Source organism: Sphaerisporangium corydalis, assembly GCF_025506355.1.
GTDB lineage: Bacteria > Actinomycetota > Actinomycetes > Streptosporangiales > Streptosporangiaceae > Sphaerisporangium > Sphaerisporangium corydalis.
Map to the genome: position 1 here is coordinate 23235 of NZ_JANZYP010000060.1, position 18214 is coordinate 41448.

The 18214-nt window shown below is 72.4% G+C and carries 18 protein-coding genes; 5 read left to right on the plus strand and 13 right to left on the minus strand.

The window, feature by feature from the left end:
- Nucleotides 1–72: 72 nt before the first annotated feature.
- The gene (locus NYZ98_RS31560) at nucleotides 73–456 is read left to right on the plus strand and encodes a winged helix-turn-helix transcriptional regulator (protein WP_316249623.1); all 384 of its coding nucleotides are present in this window, start codon (nucleotides 73–75) and stop codon (nucleotides 454–456) included.
- Between the two features lie 56 nt (nucleotides 457–512).
- Here NYZ98_RS31560 and NYZ98_RS31565 read toward each other — a convergent pair whose 3' ends face one another.
- The 4 genes from NYZ98_RS31565 to NYZ98_RS31580 all read right to left on the minus strand — a co-directional run bounded on the left by NYZ98_RS31565 (nucleotide 513) and on the right by NYZ98_RS31580 (nucleotide 4462).
- A complete protein-coding gene (locus NYZ98_RS31565) occupies nucleotides 513–884 on the minus strand; it encodes a hypothetical protein (RefSeq protein WP_262847240.1) in 372 nt (123 codons plus the stop codon).
- Nucleotides 885–1025: 141 nt separating this feature from the next.
- Complete coding sequence (locus NYZ98_RS31570; protein WP_262847241.1) at nucleotides 1026–1790, minus strand: YqjF family protein; 765 nt, start codon at nucleotides 1788–1790, stop codon at nucleotides 1026–1028.
- Between the two features lie 88 nt (nucleotides 1791–1878).
- Nucleotides 1879–3201 carry a M1 family metallopeptidase gene (locus NYZ98_RS31575; protein WP_262847242.1) on the minus strand — a complete coding sequence of 441 codons (1323 nt, stop codon included), beginning with the start codon at nucleotides 3199–3201 and terminating at the stop codon, nucleotides 1879–1881.
- Nucleotides 3202–3310: 109 nt separating this feature from the next.
- Nucleotides 3311–4462, minus strand: coding sequence for an FAD-dependent monooxygenase (locus NYZ98_RS31580; protein WP_262847243.1), 1152 nt, complete (start codon nucleotides 4460–4462; stop codon nucleotides 3311–3313).
- Nucleotides 4463–4606: 144 nt separating this feature from the next.
- Between NYZ98_RS31580 and NYZ98_RS31585 the strand changes: the two genes are divergently transcribed.
- Entirely contained in the window at nucleotides 4607–5203 is a 597-nt protein-coding gene (locus NYZ98_RS31585) for a TetR/AcrR family transcriptional regulator (protein WP_262847244.1), read from the plus strand.
- A gap of 503 nt (nucleotides 5204–5706) precedes the next feature.
- Here the strand turns inward: NYZ98_RS31585 and NYZ98_RS31590 are convergent.
- Together NYZ98_RS31590 and NYZ98_RS31595 are read right to left on the minus strand one after the other, a co-directional pair.
- Nucleotides 5707–6039 carry a histone-like nucleoid-structuring protein Lsr2 gene (locus NYZ98_RS31590; protein WP_262847245.1) on the minus strand — a complete coding sequence of 111 codons (333 nt, stop codon included), beginning with the start codon at nucleotides 6037–6039 and terminating at the stop codon, nucleotides 5707–5709.
- 351 nt (nucleotides 6040–6390) lie between these two features.
- On the minus strand, nucleotides 6391–8307 hold the full coding sequence (locus tag NYZ98_RS31595) for a DUF2264 domain-containing protein (protein WP_262847246.1): 1917 nt from the start codon (nucleotides 8305–8307) through the stop codon (nucleotides 6391–6393).
- A 197-nt stretch (nucleotides 8308–8504) separates the two neighbouring features.
- Between NYZ98_RS31595 and NYZ98_RS31600 the strand changes: the two genes are divergently transcribed.
- The gene (locus tag NYZ98_RS31600) at nucleotides 8505–9506 is read left to right on the plus strand and encodes a hydroxyacid dehydrogenase (RefSeq protein WP_262847247.1); all 1002 of its coding nucleotides are present in this window, start codon (nucleotides 8505–8507) and stop codon (nucleotides 9504–9506) included.
- Nucleotides 9507–9548: 42 nt separating this feature from the next.
- Here the strand turns inward: NYZ98_RS31600 and NYZ98_RS31605 are convergent, their stop codons facing one another.
- From NYZ98_RS31605 to NYZ98_RS31615, 3 genes are read right to left on the minus strand one after another with little or no spacing between them, the layout of a single operon-like run.
- On the minus strand, nucleotides 9549–10388 hold the full coding sequence (locus NYZ98_RS31605) for a carbohydrate ABC transporter permease (protein WP_262847248.1): 840 nt from the start codon (nucleotides 10386–10388) through the stop codon (nucleotides 9549–9551).
- The gene (locus NYZ98_RS31610; RefSeq protein ID WP_262847249.1) at nucleotides 10385–11350 is read right to left on the minus strand and encodes a carbohydrate ABC transporter permease; all 966 of its coding nucleotides are present in this window, start codon (nucleotides 11348–11350) and stop codon (nucleotides 10385–10387) included. The genes NYZ98_RS31605 and NYZ98_RS31610 overlap by 4 nt, the downstream gene beginning before the upstream one ends.
- Before the next feature lie 17 nt (nucleotides 11351–11367).
- Nucleotides 11368–12585 carry an ABC transporter substrate-binding protein gene (locus tag NYZ98_RS31615; RefSeq protein WP_262847250.1) on the minus strand — a complete coding sequence of 406 codons (1218 nt, stop codon included), beginning with the start codon at nucleotides 12583–12585 and terminating at the stop codon, nucleotides 11368–11370.
- A gap of 182 nt (nucleotides 12586–12767) precedes the next feature.
- Here NYZ98_RS31615 and NYZ98_RS31620 point away from each other — a divergent pair, with 182 nt between their 5' ends.
- Nucleotides 12768–13955 carry an ROK family protein gene (locus NYZ98_RS31620; RefSeq protein ID WP_262847251.1) on the plus strand — a complete coding sequence of 396 codons (1188 nt, stop codon included), beginning with the start codon at nucleotides 12768–12770 and terminating at the stop codon, nucleotides 13953–13955.
- A gap of 9 nt (nucleotides 13956–13964) precedes the next feature.
- On the opposite strand, the gene NYZ98_RS31625 is transcribed toward NYZ98_RS31620, so the two are convergent.
- From NYZ98_RS31625 to NYZ98_RS31640, 4 genes are read right to left on the minus strand one after another with little or no spacing between them, the layout of a single operon-like run.
- Nucleotides 13965–14597, minus strand: a complete 633-nt coding sequence (locus NYZ98_RS31625) for a response regulator (protein ID WP_262847252.1) — start codon at nucleotides 14595–14597, stop codon at nucleotides 13965–13967.
- Nucleotides 14590–15873, minus strand: coding sequence for a sensor histidine kinase (locus tag NYZ98_RS31630; RefSeq protein WP_262847253.1), 1284 nt, complete (start codon nucleotides 15871–15873; stop codon nucleotides 14590–14592). The genes NYZ98_RS31625 and NYZ98_RS31630 overlap by 8 nt, the downstream gene beginning before the upstream one ends.
- A gap of 21 nt (nucleotides 15874–15894) precedes the next feature.
- Nucleotides 15895–16635, minus strand: a complete 741-nt coding sequence (locus NYZ98_RS31635; protein WP_262847254.1) for an ABC transporter permease — start codon at nucleotides 16633–16635, stop codon at nucleotides 15895–15897.
- A 1-nt stretch (nucleotide 16636) separates the two neighbouring features.
- The gene (locus NYZ98_RS31640; RefSeq protein ID WP_262847255.1) at nucleotides 16637–17551 is read right to left on the minus strand and encodes an ABC transporter ATP-binding protein; all 915 of its coding nucleotides are present in this window, start codon (nucleotides 17549–17551) and stop codon (nucleotides 16637–16639) included.
- A 175-nt stretch (nucleotides 17552–17726) separates the two neighbouring features.
- Between NYZ98_RS31640 and NYZ98_RS31645 the strand changes: the two genes are divergently transcribed.
- Nucleotides 17727–17918: a hypothetical protein gene (locus NYZ98_RS31645; protein ID WP_262847256.1), complete on the plus strand. Its 192-nt coding sequence runs from the start codon at nucleotides 17727–17729 to the stop codon at nucleotides 17916–17918.
- Nucleotides 17919–18214: the final 296 nt, after the last annotated feature.

An 18214-nucleotide genomic window follows, 5' to 3' on the forward strand; every position in this document is an offset into this window, starting at 1 on the left:
CCTGAGGCGGGGCCGGGCACACGCCTCGCGTACGGCGCCCGCGGCGGTCCGCGGGTTCCGTACGCTGGGGGCGTGACTGAGCCTCTCGGCGCCGGCATGTTCGCCGGATGCGCCGCCCATGGTCCCTCGCCGATCCGCTTCGGCGGCAAGTGGACCGCGAAGATCATCAGATGCCTGGAGGGAGGGCGCCGGCGCTTCTCCGAGCTCCAGGTGCCCCTTCGCGGCATCACCCCGAAGGTGCTCACCGAGACCCTGCGCGTCATGGAACGCGACGGCCTGGTCTCCCGCCACTACCATCCCGAGATCCCGCCGAGGGTGGAGTACGAGCTGACCCCCCTCGGCCGCACCCTTCTCCAGCCCATGGACGCCTGCTGCGCGTGGGCCGAGGCCCACCTGCCGGCCGTGATCGACGCGCGCGACGCGCACGAGAACGGCGCCCGAGCCGCGGGCGTCTGACACGCGCCGGGGGCCCGCGCGCGAACACGCGGGCCCCCGGGTGGTGCGGAAAAGGGTCAGGGCCTGGTGATCTGCCCGGGCGGCGTGCCCTTGGGCTTGGGCACGCGGATGGTGCTGCTGGGCTTGGAGCCCTTCCTGCGGGCCTCGGCGGTGAGGTAGCAGTCGTAGTAGCAGTAGAAGGCGTCGCAGTAGCGCAGGAAGCAGATGATCCCCTTCGCGGTGTCACCGGTCGCCTGCGCGCAGGTGGCGGCCGGCGCCGTCGCCGGCGTCGCGGCGTGCGCCGAGGTCGCGGGAAGCGCCACCAGCAGGCCGGCCGCTCCCGCCAGGACGGCACTCGCCAGGGCGGTGCCGGCCCGGCGCGTGACCGCTCCCCGGCGCGGGCGCGGAACCGCGCCGGTGACCCCGGAGGCGCGCGTGTGGTGTGACATCGGATGTCCTTCCGCCCGTCTGGCGGAGATCCCGAACACTCCGCCCGTGACGCACACGTTAAAATCCATCACGCTCCGATGTCAATCACTTACGTACGGTGATGACGATCCTCTGACGTGCGCGGGCGTCGCCCGCGGGCCTCAGCGCGCGGGCGCGGCGCCCGGGCGGGCCGGAGGACCGAAGCGCACGGGCACGCCCGGCGAGTACAGCACGCTCGCCGGCTCGCCCGAGGGCGCGGGCAGGCCCGCCGCCGCCACCAGGTCCTCGTCGCACTCCACCAGGGTGGCCCGGCGCAGCGGCCAGCGCGGGTGGGTGTTCGGCAGGTACATCGGCCGCCCGAAGGTCGTGTTGTGCATGCCCCAGCGCGCGGTCAGGAAGTGCTCCAGCTCGGTGGGTGCCTCGATGGGCCCGCCGACCCGGACGGTGAGGCGGCTGTGCGCGCCGCGCGGCCCCGGCCAGCGGCGCCTACTGGTGTAGGTGAGGGTGTCGCCGTCGCGGCGCACGGCCATGCGGGACCACACGTACGACAGCCCGAAGCCGGCCCGCGCGACCAGCACCGGGACCAGCCGCGCGGCGTCCAGCGAGCGGAACACCACCCCGCGCCGTCCGTGCCCGTCCACCGAGTACAGGCGGACGTTGGTCTCGGGGAAGCTGCCGAGGTAGGGGATGCCGGGCAGGCGGAACCACCCGATGCGGTGCATCCGGAAGGCGACGAGGCCGACGTAGGTGACGCCGCCGAGGGTGTCCGGCACCACCCCGGCCGGCAGCAGCGGCGCCACGTCGGCCGGGTCGGCGGCCCAGTGCACGAACGTCGAGTCCAGCCACGACTGGGTGAGCAGCGGGCGCGGGGTGGCGCGCGGCGGCTCGGCCGTGACCGGTTCCGGCGCGATGGGCGTGGACGGCACCCCGCCAGCATCGCAGACCGGTGGACCGGCCTTCCAGCGTCCCCGCCCGCGCCGGTGACCGCGGCGTCACCGGCGCGGGCGGGGAAGATCAGCCGTCGATGCGGTGGGTGGTCCAGAACGACGCCAGGTTCACCGTGGTCGCGGCCTGGGCGGCGGCCTTGAAGTCCGCCGTGGTCGAGATGCCGAACCAGTGGGAGGCGGCGTAGTTCCTCAGCAGGTTCTGCATCGCGGTGGTGCCGATGGCGCGCCGCAGGTCGTGCAGCGCGCATTTGCCGTAGGTGTAGACGACGGTGCCGTACCTGCTCGAATGCGCGTCCCAGTAGGCCATCGAATTACTGATCTTCTCCGCCGACGACTGCCAGGAGACGTTGTTCCAGCAGTTGGTGCCGGAGATGTTGTTGTAAAGGTCGGTGGAGTAGTCGGCGAACGACTCGTCCAGCCACGGGCTGGTGTATTCGTCGTCGCCGACGATGCCGTACCACCACTGGTGGGCCAGTTCGTGCGCCAGCGCCGTGGAACTGATCACGTCGAGCACGAAGCCGGGATACTCCATGCCGCCGAACCAGAAGTTGTTGTCCAGCACCACGTCCGCCTCGCTGTAGGGGAAGGCCCCGAACCGGCCGGCGTGCGCGACGAGCGCGTTCTTCGCGGTGGTCATCATCGAGGACGCGCTGCTCGAGCTGATGGCGCTCACCCGGTACACGTTCACCACGACGCCGGTGGTGGTCGTGCTGGTGGTCTTCACGAACGGGCCGGCCGCCCAGGCGAACTCGCGCACGTTGGTCGCGGTGGCCTTGGTGACCGTGCGGCCCGAGGTCCCGGGGGTGTCGACCGAGGAGCCGGTGGCGGGCACGAGCACCGAGGTGGGGTGGTCGAGCGTGACCGAGTAGTTGCTGATCAGCCCGTAGAAGGACTCGCCGTTGTTGGTGTACGGGTCCAGGTGCCAGCCCGCAGCGTCGCGGACCGCGAGCACCGGCAGCGCGTTGCCGATGAAGTTGTAGGACCCGTCGTGGCCGAACCGGTCGGCGCCGCTGGGCACCACGATGCCCAGGTCGAACCCGATCGTGGCGCTCTGGTTCTGGTTGAGCGGCGCGGGCAGGGTGATCCGCAGCGCGGTGCAGGCGACCGACAGCGGGGAGGCGGTGCCCCCGGTCACGTTGGTGACGGTGACCGGTGTGGACGGGCAGCTCCCGTGGTAGTTGTCCCACAGGCGCAGGTAGACCTCGGGCAGCGGGTCCGCGGACGGGTTGGTGAAGGTGACGCTCTCGTGCCCGGTCCAGGTGCCGCCCGACGCGTTGCCGGTCAGCGTGACCGTGTACGAGGGGGAGGACGGGGTGCGGGTGCCGTCGGCCGCGAAGGCGGCCGGTGGGACGCCGTACACCAGGAGGACGACGGTTGCCGCGATGGACATGAGGACTCGTCGCACCATGAGACGGCCTTCCCTTCGATCACCGGGACCCGCTATGCCGACGTAATGTAACTTTTTGATATAAGCCGGTCAACGACCCCGGGACCGGGCGTCAGCGCGTCGCGAGCGCCGCGTAGTCCTTGAGCGGCAGGGACTCGGGCGCGTCCTCGGTCGGCGCGCCGGCCATCGCGTCGATCATCTCCTGGGTGAGCGGCTCGAACAGCGTGACCGCCGCGTCCCGGCCGAGCTTCTGGTTGGCCTCGACGTGGTCGCGCAGTCCGGCCTCGTAGGCGGCGAACGCCTTCTCGTGGTCGCCACCGGCCTCCGCGAGCTCGCCCGCAAGGACGTAGGCGCCGATCAGGGCCTGCGAGGTGCCCCGGCCGGAGGTGGGCGCCGCGCAGTAGCCCGCGTCGCCCACCAGCGTGACGCGGCCGGCCGACCACCGGTCGAGGTGGACCTGGCCGGAGGAGTCGAAGTAGAAGTCGGGCGCCCGGCGCATGGCCTCGAGCAGGCGGGGGATCTCCCAGCCGTCGCCGGCGAAGCGCTCCTCGACGATGCGCGCCTGCGCCGCCTCGTCGTGCCGGTCGTACTCCAGCGGGCCGGAGGCGAACGACAGGCCGACCCGGGTCTCGGTGTCGCCGCGCGCGGTGAAGACGTAGCCCATCTTGCCGGGCGCGTTGTACAGCCGGGAGCTGTGCTCAAGCCCGAGGAAGTTGGGCGTGGTGAACAGCGCGCCGTAGATGCCGAGGTGGTGGAGGCGGACGGCGGCGGGGTCGAACGCCAGGCGCCGGGTCGCCGAGTGCATGCCGTCGGCGCCGACCACGAGGTCGAACGTGCGCCGGCCGCCTTGGGCGAAGGTGACACGCACGCCGTCCGCGTCCTGGTCAAGGGCGATGATCGAGTCCCCGAAGAGGTACTCCACGTCGCGTTCCGTCGCCGTATACAGCACGCGCGTCAGGTCCTCCTTGAGGATCTCCAGCTCGCCGCCGAAGGCGGCCGCGGGCAGCTTGGCGAACTCGTGTCCGGTGGCGTCCACCAGCACCCCCTCGCCCATGCGGGTGCGGTGCCGGCGCACCTCGTCGAGGATCCCCATCGACTCCAGCACGCCGATCGCCGATCCGCGCACGTCGATGGCCGCGCCGCCGGCCCGGGGGGCGGCGGCCAGTTCCACGACGGTGGGGGTGAAGCCGTACCGCCACAGCCAGTGCGCCAGGGCGGGACCGGCCACGCCGGCACCGGAGATCAAAACGCTGTTGTTCTTCATTGGGGCCTCCAGGCCGCCGGGAACGGTCGTGCGCCGTTCTCTGGGCGGAACCATATCCACGGTTTGCCCATATGGTCAATACAAGTGTATTGACCATATGGGCAAACCAGCCTGCAGACGTCGCCGATCGTTAGGATCACCAGGATGGGAAACCGTGAAGACCTGCTCGCCGGAGCGCGCCGCTGCCTGGTCGAGAAGGGGTGGGGGCAGACGACCGTCCGCGACATCGCCCAGGCCTCGGGCGGCGTCAGCCACGCGGCCATCGGCTACCACTTCGGGTCCAGGGAGGCGCTGCTCACCGAAGCGCTGGTCCAGGCCACCGCGGAGTGGGGTTCGGAGTTCGAGCGCGTGGTCGCCGCGGCCATGGACTCGCCGCCGGCCGAGCAGTTCGCGGCGATGTGGACGCACATCATCACCTCGTTCGACCGGCACCGCCCGCTGTGGGTCGCCACCTTCGAGGCCTTCGCCCAGGCCGAGCGGTCCCCGGAGGTGCGCGAGCATCTGGTCGCCGGCCAGCGCGAGGGACGCAGGGGGCTGGCCGCCCTGCTGACCGGTGTCGAGGAGGACACCATTCCCGACGGCCTGGTGCGCGGCGTCGGCTCGGTGCAGGTCGCCCTGCTGTGCGGGGTGATGATGCAGTGGCTCAACGATCCGGGCCACGCGCCGTCCAGTGAGGACCTGGTGGCGGGAATCCGCGCCATCGCCGCGCGGCTCGGCCCCGCAGGGCCGGAAACCGCCTGAGCGGGCGGGACGGCGGCGCCGCCGGTGAACCTCGGCGGGCATGGCGGTAAGCGGAGAACCCCCGCAGGCGCGGCCGGCGAATGTGATCACGGGAAAGCGGAATTCCACGCGGCCGGGCGTGGAGTATGACCGGTCACGCCGGATGAGGCCGATTCCGGCGCCCACGCGTGCGGGACGGTGACGACCGTGCTTTTCAATCGGGCCGGGGATAGAACTCCCACCGGCGGGATTGAACTCCCGGAACACCCTATAGAAGCGCGAGGGTGCGCGGGGCGGGTTCTGCGGAACTTACGGAAGGTGACGGGCAAGGACGCGAGGATCCGTGCGCGTGGCGTAACGAAACGGTGATCTGAGAAGTCACCGCCGGCCGGGCTCACCGGCCCGGGCCGTGGCGGACGCGGTCAACGCCGGTCGGGGTCCGGGCGGCGGACATCCGAAACCGGAGAGGGATTTCCGCCCCCTCCGGCCCCGGCTTTCTGCCCTCTCATGGCCGGCCGCAGCACTCAGCGAGCCGCTTCGTACTGCTGCACAATGTGAGCGGCGATCCGGCCGCGCTCGCTCACGTTCAATCCCTGGGTCTTGGCCCAGGCCCTGATCTCCGCGCTTTTGTCACGGGCGGTCGGCTGGCTGCCGCCGCGCTTGCGTCCCCTGGTGGGAGCGCCTTCGGCGCGCCGCGCGCCGGAAACGAATGGGGTCAGCGCCTCGCGCAGCCTCGTCGCGTTTTCGTCGCTCAGGTCGATTTCGTAGCCGGTGCCGTCAATGGCGAAGGTGACGGTCTGCTCCGCCGCTCCGCCGTCGAGGTCGTCGATGAGCAGCTTCTGGATCTGGGTGGCCATCTCAAAGTCCTTTGTTCGGCCATGTTTTGACGCTCAAAATATATTGGTTTTCCGAATTTGGCAATTCAGCCATGCCGCCCGGCCTGCCGGTACCTGAATGGCGCCGTGCAATCGAGGGCGCTCTCCGTGGCCGATCCATTGCGAAGAGCGGGCATCGGCGGCGCGGCCTTGGCGACCATAGACTATGACCGGCCCGGCCGCATGGGATACCGGCCGGGAGGCGGCGGGGGCCGGGCCGACAACGCGGCCGGGAGGCATAGGCGCCGGTTAGGGCGGGCCGCCGGTAAGAAGGCTTTCCTGTTTCCCGCCGCCACGCGGGACATTCTCCCGCCCTATGCGCGCCCGGGGCGGCTACTCGCCCGGGGCTATACGACTCGACGGTACTCGCTGATTGTGCCGTCGCGCATGGTCTTCCGCCTCGGCGAGCGTGACAAGAAGGCGGGCGGCCTCGGGCGTGCGGTGGCGGGCGAACATCTCGGCGACGGCGCGCCAGCCGGGGGGCGCGGGCGTGGCGGCGCCCGGCCGCGCGTGGGCCAGGCCGAGCACGGCGCAGGCCAGCCGGTGCTCGCCGGGCGCGTGCCCGTCGACCAGGGTGGGGATCACGGTGCGGGGGACCACGACGTTGGTGCCGGGCAGGGCCTGGACGAGCCTGCCGGTCCGGTGCCCGGCGAGGTCCTCGACGTGGCTGGTCCCCGAGGGCGCGTCCACCCGCGCGTGCCCCGGGCCGGCGGCGTGCCGGAACGGGGCGTCCCGGTCGACCGCGAACCCGCCCTCGGCCGACTTCAGCGCCCGTCCGGTGCTGAGGCGGTGCACCCGGACGTGCCAGGGGGCGCAGGGGATCAGCCAGGTCTCGACCTCCACGTCCGGCCAGGGCGACCACCGCAGGTGGAGCAGTCCCTCCGACGCCGTGGCGGACCGGGGCACCTCGCACGGCAGCCAGTGCACCCCGTCCTCGCTGAACCCCAGCGTGCTGTCGAGCGCGGCCTGCTCCAGCCCCCACGAACCGCCGGGCACGCTGAAGCCGAAGGAGGTGGAGTAGGCGAACTTGGCGTACTTCGCGGCGCCGTTGCGCACCCAGGTGTGGTGCTGGCGGGCGCTCAGCATGACGACCTGCCGCCCCTCCTCGCAGCGCATCAGCGCGACGCCCGCCTCGGGCTGGACGCTGACCTCGGGCAGCGGCGGCGCGTCCTGTTCCGGCGAGGTCCAGAAGGGGTGGCCGGCGGGCACGGCCAGGGGCAGGAACGCCTTGAACGCCCAGTAGGGGGAGCCGGGCCCGTTGTACTGCTCGGCGAGGGCCGGCTGCGCGTAGCCGTACCCGAGGGTGAGCAGGCCGCCGGGGTCGCGGATCGGCCGCGCCATCCACCAGCGCAGGTGGCGCATCAGGTGGCCCTTCACCTCCCCCCACGGCAGGGCCTCGACGTCGGCGAACGCCAGCGCGCCCCAGAAGGCGCCCTGCGCGAAGCGGTAGGTGAGGCTCCGCCCGAACGGCACGGCCGCGCCGTCGCGGGTGAACCAGTGCTGGAAGTCCAGGGCGAAGGCGGCGGCGCGCTCACGGAAGCGGCCGGCGCGGCCGGGGTCGCGCCCGCCGGCGAGTGCGGCGTAGATGAGGCCGTAGTAGTGCATCGCGAACGGGACGTAGTAGTCGCGCTGGGCGGTGGGGCCGTCGCTGTACCAGCCGCGTCCCAGGTCGAAGGACTCCAGCCGGTCCAGGCGGGCGGCGTTCGGCGCGCGGTCGTACGCCACGCCGACGCGGTCGAGGCCGAGCCCCACCATCACCGGGAAGAACTGCCAGTTGTTGTCGACGGGCTCGGCGGTCATGGATGCGAGCAGCCACGCGCTGAGCCCGTCGCGTTCCCGCCCGCTCAGCGGGTCCCAGACCGCCTCGGGCGCCAGGGCGAGCGCGAGCCCGATGGCGGCGGTCTCCACCAGCCGCTGGTCGACGCCGGTGACCGGCCCCCAGTACTCCGCGTGGCCGGGGTCGGTGCCGGCCGCCAGGCCCCGGCGCCACGGCTCCCAGTGCGCGAAGTCGCCCCCGCCCGCCGCCAGCGGCGCAAGGCCCCACAGCGGGCGGGCGAACGCCTCCAGCTCGGCGGCCTCGTCGCCGTAGTGGGCGGCGTTGGCGCCGAGCCGCAGCCGCGCGCCGCCGGGGCTGAAGTGGGGGAGCAGCGGCCCGGTCAGCGTGCGCACCAGCCGGCGCAGGTCCTCGCGGTCACGCGGCACGGGGGGCGGGTCGCCCTCCGTCCCGTGGTTCTCCATCTGAGTGAACACCGGCATCCCTGTCCGAATGAGCGTGCTCCGCTCCCGATCGTTGTCGATACTTAGTTTAAGAGCACGATGAAAGGGGGGACAAATCAGGTGAATCATGATGTCTCGTACTTAATTTCGGCATAAATCCAAGCAGAGGATTGCTTTGTGCATGCTCACCCGGACGCCAGAGGCCCGCGGGGAACGGCGGAGGAGGGCCGGTGACGGCCGTCGAGATCGCCATGTACCCCGAGCTGCCCCCCCGGCTGTTCCCCCCCGAGGTCGCCGCCCGCCTCCGCGCGGCCGCGCGGGTCGACCTGGCCGCGCCGCTGACCGAGTTCCGCTCCCGCCGGGCCCGTGACCGCCTGCGCGGGGCCAGGGTCCTGCTGACCGGGTGGGGCAGCCCGCCCCTGGACGAGGAGGCCCTGGCCGACGCCCCGCTGCTGGAGGCCGTCGTGCACGCCGCCGGCACCGTCAAGGGGCACCTCGGCCCCGCCGTGTTCGCCCGCGGCGTCCAGGTCAGCTCGGCCGCCTCGGCCAACGCCGTCCCGGTGGCCGAGTACACCGTCGCGATGATCCTGCTGGCCGGCAAGGCCGTCCCCGCCCTGGCCCGCGAGTACCGGGCCACACGCGCCGACCTCGGCCTGATCCGGCGCCACCCCCGCGCGGGCAACCACGGCGGGGTGGTCGGGGTCGTCGGCGCCTCGCGGGTCGGCAGGCGGGTGCTGGAACTGCTGCGCCCGTTCGACCTGCGCCCGCTGCTCGCCGACCCGTACGTGGACGCCGCGGCGGCGGAGGCGATGGGCGCCGGGCTCGCCGGGCTCGACGAGATCTTCGAGCGCAGCGGCATCGTCTCCCTGCACGCCCCCGCCACCCCGGCCACCCGGGGCATGGTGACCGCGCGGCGCCTGGCGGCGATGCCCGACGGCGCGACCCTGATCAACACCGCGCGGGGCTCCCTGGTCGACCAGGAGGCGCTGGTCGCCGAACTGGTCACCGGCCGGCTGTCGGCCGTCCTCGACGTGACCGAGCCGGAGGTGCCGCCCGCCGGGTCGCCCCTGTGGGAGCTGCCCAACGTCGTCCTCACCCCGCACGTCGCGGGGTCGCTGGGCAACGAGCTGTCCCGGCTCGGCGGGGCCGCGGTGGACGAGGTGCTCAGGCACCTCGCCGGCCGGCCAATGCTGCACCGGGTCGACCCCGCGACGCTCGCCGTGACCGCCTGAGACGCGGGGCGGCGCCGGGGGCACGGCCCGGAGCCGCCCGCGTCAGCTCTTCAGCCCGCTGAAGGCGATCCCCTCCATGATCCGCCGCTGGAACACCATCAGGACGATGATCACCGGGACGACGGCCAGCGCCGCGCCGGCCATGATGTAGTAGGCGCGCCCGGACTCGCTGCTGGCGAGCTGCTGCAGGGCCAGCGGCAGCGTGTACAGGTCGGGGTCGTTCAGCACGACCAGCGGCCAGACCAGGTCGTTCCAGTGGAAGATGAAGCTGGTGATCGTGACGACCGCCAGCACCGGCTTGGACAGCGGCACGATGATCCGCCAGAAGATCTGCATCCGCCCCGCGCCGTCGATCAGCGCGGCCTCCTCCAGCTCGCGGGGCAGCGACAGGAAGAACTGCCGCAGCAGGAAGATGTCCAGCACCGAGGCCACGTTCGGCAGGATCAGGCCCCACCCGGAGTCGAACATGCCGAGCTCCTGGGTGACGTGGATGCGCGGCACCAGCAGGGTGATCGTCGGCACCATCATGCCGGCGAGCAGCAGGGCGAACAGCCGGTCCCTGCCGGGGAAGGGGATGCGGGCGAAGGCGTAGGCCGCCAGGGCGTCCACCAGGAGCTTGGCCGGCACCAGGACCAGGCAGACCCACACGCTGTTGAGGAACGCGCGGCCCAGGCCGCCGATCCCGACGACGTGCTCGTAGTTCTCCAGGGTGGGCGACCACTCGCCGGTCCTGCGGTCCAGCGGGAGCAGGCTCGGCACCTTGGTGTAGACGTCGGGCCCGTGCTTGAAGGAGGTGGCCAGCATCCACAGGAACGGGACGACCGACACCAGCGTCAGCACCACCAGGATGGCGTAGACGGGCGCGAGCCTGATCCTGCTCACGAGGCCTCCTGCCTGACCAGCCGGAACTCCAGCGCGGTGATGATCATGATGAAGACGAGCAGGATGAACGACATCGCGCAGGCGGCGCCCATCGCGTCGTACCGGAACGCGAACAGGTACAGATGCAGCACGTAGGTCAGGCCCGCCTGCTCGGGGCCGCCGGTGACGCTCCTGCCCCCGCCGCCCGAGAAGATCACATAGACCAGCCCGAAGACCTGGAGCGCCGCGATCACGCCGGTGACCAGCAGGTAGAACGTCGTGGGCCGCAGCATCGGCACCACGATCCTGCGGAACCGCTGCACCGGGCCCGCGCCGTCGATGATCGCGGCCTCGCGGATCGACGCCGGGATGCCCTTCAGCCCGGCCAGATAGATGATCATGGAGATGCCGCACTGCCACGCGGCGATGAACGCCAGGGCCGGGATGACCAGCCCCGGGGTGTTGAGCCAGTTCTGCCGGGGGATGCCCGCCAGCCCGAGCACCACGTTGACCAGCCCGTACTGCGGGTCGTAGAGCCAGCGCCAGATCGCGCCGACGGCCGCCTCGGCGGTGACCACCGGCAGGAAGAGCAGCAGCCGGAAGACCCCCGAGCCCCTGCGGATCGCGTTAAGGAGCAGGGCCTGGCACAGCGCGGTGCCCATGGTCAGTGGCACCGCGATCAGCGTGTACAGCAGGGTGACCCGCACCGACTGCCAGAAGTGCGGGTACTTGGCGCCGTCGAACAGCAGGTCGGTGTAGTTGGCCAGGCCCACCCAGTTCGGCGCGGTGCGCAGGTCCCAGTCGGTGAAGCTGTAGTAGAGGGCGGCGAGCGCCGGATAGAGCAGGAACACGATGAAGTACGCCATCGCCGGCGCGATCAGGAGCCACCCCACGAGATGGTCGCGCCGCCACCGGCCCGGGCGGCCGAGGAGCCGCCCGGGCCGGGGCGTGTCGGTGGGCCTCTCGGCCACCGGAACCGCCACGGTCGGTCTCCCTCCGGTCAGCCGGTCCAGCCGAGCAGGGTCCTGGTCTTGTCCGCGGCGCCGGTCAGGGCCTGCTGCGCGGTGGCCTTGCCGCTGAGCGCCGACTCGATCGCCGGGGCGATGATCTCGTCGTTGATCTGGATCCACTGCGGCACGGCCGGGCGCGCCCGCGCCACCTTGAGCTGCTCCAGGAAGGCCGCCTGGTCGGGCCCGAAGGTGGCCGCGTCCCGCTCGGCGGCGGCGATGGTGGAGGGGAACCCGCCCAGGGCCTGGGCGAGCTGGGTGTTGTTGGCCGGGTCGGTGAGGTACTTCAGCCACTTCCAGGCCAGGTCGGGGTTCTTGCCCTTGCTGAACACCACCGCGTTCTCGCCGCCGATGTTCCCGGCGGGCTCGGTCTTGTACGGCAGCGGCGCGACGCTGAATTGCAGGTCGGGGAACTGGTCCTTGATGTTGGCGACGTCCCAGGGGCCGGAGATCATCATGCCGGCCAGGCCGTTCTCGAACGGCTTGTCGGAGTCGGTGATCTCCCTCGGGGACGACTTGAGCAGGTCCACCCACAACTGGAGGGCCTCGACGGCGGGCGGCTGGTCGAACAGGACCTTCTTGTCCTTCACGCTGGCCATCTCGCCGCCCGCGCCCGCCACGAAGCCGGGCCACATCCACCCGCCGTAGCCGTCGCCCTTGGGCACCACGATGCCGGCGATCTTCGGGTCCTTCTGGTGGATCTCGGCGGTGACCCGCTTGAGCTCGTCCCACGTCTTCGGCGGCACCGGGACCAGCGTCTTGTTGTAGAACAGCCCGACCGTGGTGTGGTCCTGCGGCAGGCCGTACAGCTTGCCGTCGACGCGGTTGGTGGTGAGCGCCCCCTCGTAGAACGCCTTCTCGTCGACCGTGCCCGCCGGCACCTCCTTTATCGTGCCGTCCAGCGCGAAGCGCGCCACGAGCGGCTGGTCCAGCGTGCCCGCGTCCGGGACCGAGCCGGTGGCCAGGGCGGTGCCGAGCTTGGTGTTGTAGTCGTCCTTGGGGATCTTGACGATCTTGACCGCGACGCCCTTGTTGGCCGCCTCGAAGCCGGCGCGGAGCTTCTCGACAACCTGTCCGGCCTGGGGCGTGCGGTCGGCGAACATCCAGTAGGTCAGGGTCGTGGCCGCCGCGGCGTCCTTGGAGCCGCCGCACGCGGCCAGCCCGGCGAGCAGGGCCAGGGCCGCGGCCGTACTTGTCACTCTCCTGATCATTTCGATCTCCTTATCGGGGGGTTTCACAGAAGATAATGTAAGCTGCGAAAAAAGGTCAGCCCCCGCGAGAAACGCTTTGGTAACACGAAGGTGCGCCCCGCCCCGGGGTGTCGCCCGCCGCCGGTGACCCGATGATTTCGGTGCCTGAACTAACATTGCCGTGAACCCCGGGGAGGCAGGTCATGGCAAGGCCCGAGCGCAGGACCATGCGGGACGTCCGCAGGAACAACCAGGCGATGCTGCTGCGCACGCTCTACTTCGCCGGGCCCGCGAGCCGCCTCGAACTCACCGGGCTCACCGGGCTCAGCGCCGCCACGGTCAGCAGCATGACCGGCGACCTGCTGGGCGAGAACATCATCATCGGGGCCGGCCAGGTCGACTCCGACGGCGGGCGCCCGCGCGCCCTGCTGCGCGTCAACCCCCTGTACGGCTACGCCATCGGCGTCGACGTCTCCGAGACCCACGTCCGGGTGGAGCTGTTCGACCTGGCGATGCACGAGCGCGCCAAGGTCGAGTACGTCCTGCGGCCCGCCCGCCACGACCCCGAGCTCGTCGCCCGGCACATCCTGGCCGGCGTCGACGTGGTGCTCTCCGACGCCGGCGTCCCGCCCGAGCAGGTGCTCGGCGTCGGGGTCGGCGTCCCCGGCATCGTCGAGCGCGGCGACGGCGGGCTCATCCACGCCAGGTCGTTCGGCTGGGACGGTGTGCCCCTGGCGGCCCTGCTGCGCGCGGGCACCTCCCTGCCGCTGCACGTCGAGAACGGCGCCAAGGCGATGGCGCAGGCCGAGCTGTGGTTCGGGTCCGGCCGGGGCACGGGCAACGCCGTCATCGTGCTCATCGGTGCGGGCGTCGGGGCCACCGTCGTCGCCGAGGGCGCCACCCTGCACGGCGTGACCCGCAGCGCGGGCGAGTGGGGCCACACCAAGATCGTCGTCGGCGGGCGGCCGTGCCGGTGCGGAGGACGCGGGTGCCTGGAGGCCTACATCGGGGCCGAGGCCATCCTCGAACGCGCCGGCGCCCCCACCCACACCGCGGGGTGGCAGGAGGAGCTGGCCGGCGTGCTGGCGTCGGACTCGCCGGTGGTCGCCGAGACCCTCACCTACCTCGGCGTCGGCCTGGCCAACCTGATCAACCTGCTCAACCCCGAGCAGATCGTCGTCGGCGGCTGGGTCGGCCACCTCCTCGGCGAGCGGCTGCTGCCCGCCGTCCGCGCGGCGGTCGCCGAGAACTCCCTGGCCCAGCCGTACGCCGCGACCTCCATCGTGCTCGGCAACCTCGGGCCCGACGCCGTGGCGCTCGGCGCCGCCACGCTGGTGCTGGAGGAGTTCCTCAGCGCCGCCCCGGCCGCCCGGATGACCGCCGCCGTCTGACCCGCGCGGTCAGCCGAGGATGCCCCGCTCATAGGCGACCGCGACCGCCGCGGCCCGGTCCTTGACCCCGAGCTTGCCGTAGATGTGGGTGAGGTGGGTCTTGACCGTCGCCTCGCTGATGAACAGCAGGGCGGCGATGTCGCGGTTGGAGGTGCCCTTGGCGACCAGTGCGAGCACCTCGCGCTCCCGGGCGCTGAGCGGCTCGTTGCCCGGCGCCCGCACGCGCGAGACCAGCCGGGAGGCGACGGCCGGCGACAGCACCGTACGGCCCTCGGCCGCCGCGCGCACGGCGGTGAACAGCTCGTCGCGCGGCGCGTCCTTCAGCAGGTAGCCCGTGGCGCCGGCCTCGATCGCCTGGAGGGTGTCGGAGTCGGTGTCGTAGGTGGTCAGCACCAGCACCTGGCAGCGCGACCCGCGCCGGGCCAGCTCGGAGATCGCGGCCACCCCGCCGCCGCCCGGCATGCGCAGGTCCATCAGCACCACGTCGGGGTCCAGGCGGGCGGCGAGCGCCACCGCCTCCACCCCGTCGGCGGCCTCGCCGAGCACCTCGAAGCCGGGGGAGGCGGCGAACATGCCGCGCAGCCCGTCGCGGACGACGGGGTGGTCGTCCACGATCAGCACGGTGATGGCCCGCTCAGCCATGGCGCACCAGCGGCACGCGGGCCGACACCGCCGTGCCGCGCCCCGGTTCCGACTCCACCTCAAGGCGGCCGGCGATGCGCTCGGCGCGGGCCCGCATGCCGCCGAGCCCGAACCCCCGCGTGCTCTCGCGCGGGGGCAGCGCGCGCGGGTCGAACCCCCGGCCGTCGTCGCGCACGTCCAGGCTCACCTCGTCCTCCATGTACGAAAGCGTGACGCCGAGCCGGGTGGCGCCGGCGTGCCGCCCGGAGTTGGCGAGCGCCTCCTGGGCGATGCGCAGCACGGTCGCCTCGACCTCGGCGTGCAGCGGCTCGGCGGTGCCGGTGACGGTGAACTCCGCCCGCACGCCCGTCGACGCCGACCACGCCGTCACGACCTTCGCGAGGGCCTCGGGCAGGGCGTCGTGCTCCAGCGCGCCGGGGCCGAGGTCCTGGACCGAACGGCGGGCCTCGCCGAGACTGTGCCGGGCCAGCGCCGCCGCGCGCTCCACGTGGTCGCCCGCGACCTCGGGGTCGCCGCTGTCGGCTGCGGCCTGGAGCTGGGTGATGATGCCGGCCAGGCCCTGCGCGATCGTGTCGTGGATCTCGGCGGCCAGCCGCCGCCGCTCGTCGCCGATCCCGGCCTCGCGGGCCTGCACCAGGAGCTGGGCGTGCAGCCCCGCGTTCTCCCGCAGGGCCTGCTCCAGCCGGGCGTTGGCCCGCTCCAGCTCGCCGATGACGGCGTTCTGCGCCACGGCGTCGTCGGCCTCCTGGGTGCCGAGGTGGCTGAACAGCAGGGCCAGCGAGGAGTTGAGCGCCATGAGCGCGCCGAAGGCGATCCACTGCGGGCCGTCCACCGGCGGCAGGCCGCCGGACTGCGAGCCGGCCATGGTCAGGGCGGTGAACAGCAGCCCGGTCCGCAGCCAGCGGCGCGGCAGCAGGTGGGCCGCGTCGAAGTAGCCGATCGTCGTGAAGATGGCGAAGAACGGGTTCAGCCAGGTGAGCGCGAAGGCCAGCGCCGACCGCGCCCAGTAGTAGACCTGACTCATGCCGGAGGAGGCGGAGGTGAGGTCATCGGGGGCGTAGGGGCCCTTCCCCGGCGGGCGCTGACCGGTCCGCCTCCACCACACCAGCAGGGCCAGGGAGATCGGGACGAGCGCCGCGACCACGTACCACTCGCGGGGGGTGGTCAGCAGGGTCCCGCTCGCGGCGGAGATCGCGGTGGCCGCGGCGAGCAGGACGAACGGGCCGTCGCGGAAGAACCGCTCCCATCGCCGCGAGATCGGGATCCGGGCTGACATGGATACGGCGTTCCCTTCTCACTACTCCCAGCGGAACCAGCGCGCCGCGGCGCCGATCAGGGCCACCGCCCACAATGCCATGATGCCGAGGTGGGACCAGCCGGGCCAGTCGCCGGCCGCCGCCTGGTTCAGCGCCTGCGAGGCCGCCCCGAACGGGGTGAGCTGCACGATGCGCCGCAGCAGGTCGGGCATGACCTGCACGGGCACCCACACGCCCGCCGCGAACATCATCGGGAAGAAGACGGCCGAGCCGATCGCGTTGGAGATCTTGGTCGTGCGGGAGGCGGCCGCGACGGTCGCCCCGAGCGCGAGCGCGCTCAGCGTGGCCAGGAGCAGCGCCAGCACGTACCCGAAGGGCTGCCCGGGGAGCCGCACCCCGAAGGCGAGCCGGCCCACGGCCAGCGCCAGGACCGCCGAGCCCAGCGCCGCCGCCCCGTGCAGCACGATCTGCGCCCCCAGCAGCGACGCGGGCCGCACCGGCGTGGTCGACATGCGGCGCAGGATGCCGCGTTCGCGGTAGCCGGTGAGCACGGGCGGCATCGCCTGGATCCCCGCCGCGATCATGGCGAGGAGCACCGCCACCGGCACGTACAGGTCGACGACCCGCAGGCCGCCGAGCGCGGGGTCGGGCTCGCGGAACGACGGGATCAGGCCGAGGATCGTCAGCAGGATCGAGGGGAAGGCGACGATCCAGAACATCGGTCCCGGCTCCCGGGCGAACAGCCGGGTCTCCGATCGCAGCACGGCGGCGGACGCGGCCATCTCAGGCCTCCTTCTCTTCGAGCACGGCGGTCAGGTCGAGGAACGCGTCGTCCAAGGTGGCGTCGGCGACGCGGAGCCGGTGGGCGGTGACGCGGTGCCGGGCCAGCAGCGAGATCACCGCGTCGACGGTCTCGTCGGTCCCGTTGATGACCAGCCGGCCGTCCTTGCGCTCGAGCGACGCGACGGCGGGCAGGGCCGCCAGGTCGGCGTCGTCCAGCGGGCGCGAGGGCGTAAGCGAGATGACGGTCGAGCTCGCCGCCCGGCCGATGAGCCCCTGCGGGGTGTCCAGGGCGGCGACCCTGCCCGCGTGGATCACGGCCACGCGGTCGCACAGGTGCTGGGCCTCCTCCATGAAGTGGGTGACCAGCAGCACCGTCACCCCCGAGTCCCGCACGTCCTCGATCAGCTTCCAGGTGTCGCGGCGCCCGCGCGGGTCCAGGCCCGTGGTCAGCTCGTCCAGCACCACGACCCGGGGGTCGCCGATGAGGGCCAGGGCGATGAACAGCCGCTGCCGCTGCCCGCCCGACAGCTTGCCGAACCGGGTGGTGAGCACGCCGTCCAGGCCGAGCCGCTCGGCGAGCGGCCGCCAGTCGGCCGGCCTCGGGTAGAAGGCGCTGTAGAGCTCCAGCGCCTCCCGCACGGTGAGCTTGGCCTGGAGCTCGCTCTCCTGGAGCTGCGCGCCGAGCAGCGGCGTCACCCGCTCGTGGTCGGCGACCGGGTCCAGGCCCGCCACCCGGACGGTGCCGCCGTCGGGGACGCGCAGCCCCTCCACGCACTCCACGGTCGTCGTCTTTCCGGCGCCGTTCGGGCCGAGGATCCCGAAGATCTCGCCCTCCTCCACGGCGAACGACACCCCGTCCACGACGGGCCGGCCCCCGTAGGCCTTGCGCAGCCCGTTGACTTCGATAATCGCCATGTGCCGAGGATCCCGGCCGGGGCGGCCCGCCGCATCGCCCATCCCGCTGCCAAGCGGATCATCCGATCGGATGATGGCCCGGTACGACCCCGTTGTGCTGCGGCTTTTCAATTGGTCAGCGAGCGGCTGAATGGACCCCTCATGAGCGGGTAGACGCGCCCCCTGAGGAGGAACCATGGCGAGCACTCGCAAGTCAGCGCAGCGGCCGGATTCTTCGTCCGGCGTCGTCCTTCCCGCGCGGAAGGAAGGGCCGGCCGAGCCGGACGGTGGGCCGGGGGCGAGCCAGCGGCGGAACACTCCGCCGCGCGTCTCCGAGGGTCCCGGCGACAACCGCCTCCCGGTGGTCCTGGCCGCGGGCTGGTACTGACCGCTCGGCGGCCCGCCCGCGCGCGCCCGGGCCACCTGCCGGACGCGCCCGGGCGGGCCGTCAGTGGCGGAACGAATACGACACCGGTAGCGGACGAATGCGACGCCGGTGGCGGATGAGGGCGACGCCGGGGGTGGGTGACGGCGACGCCAGTGGTGGACGAATGCGACGCCGGTGGTGGGTGAAGGCGACGCCGGTGACGGACGAGGGCGACGCCCCGCGACGAACGCGACGAGCCGTCACAAGGCCGTTACGCGCGCGAAATTAGCACCCGGTGGCCGGCGCGTACATTGACG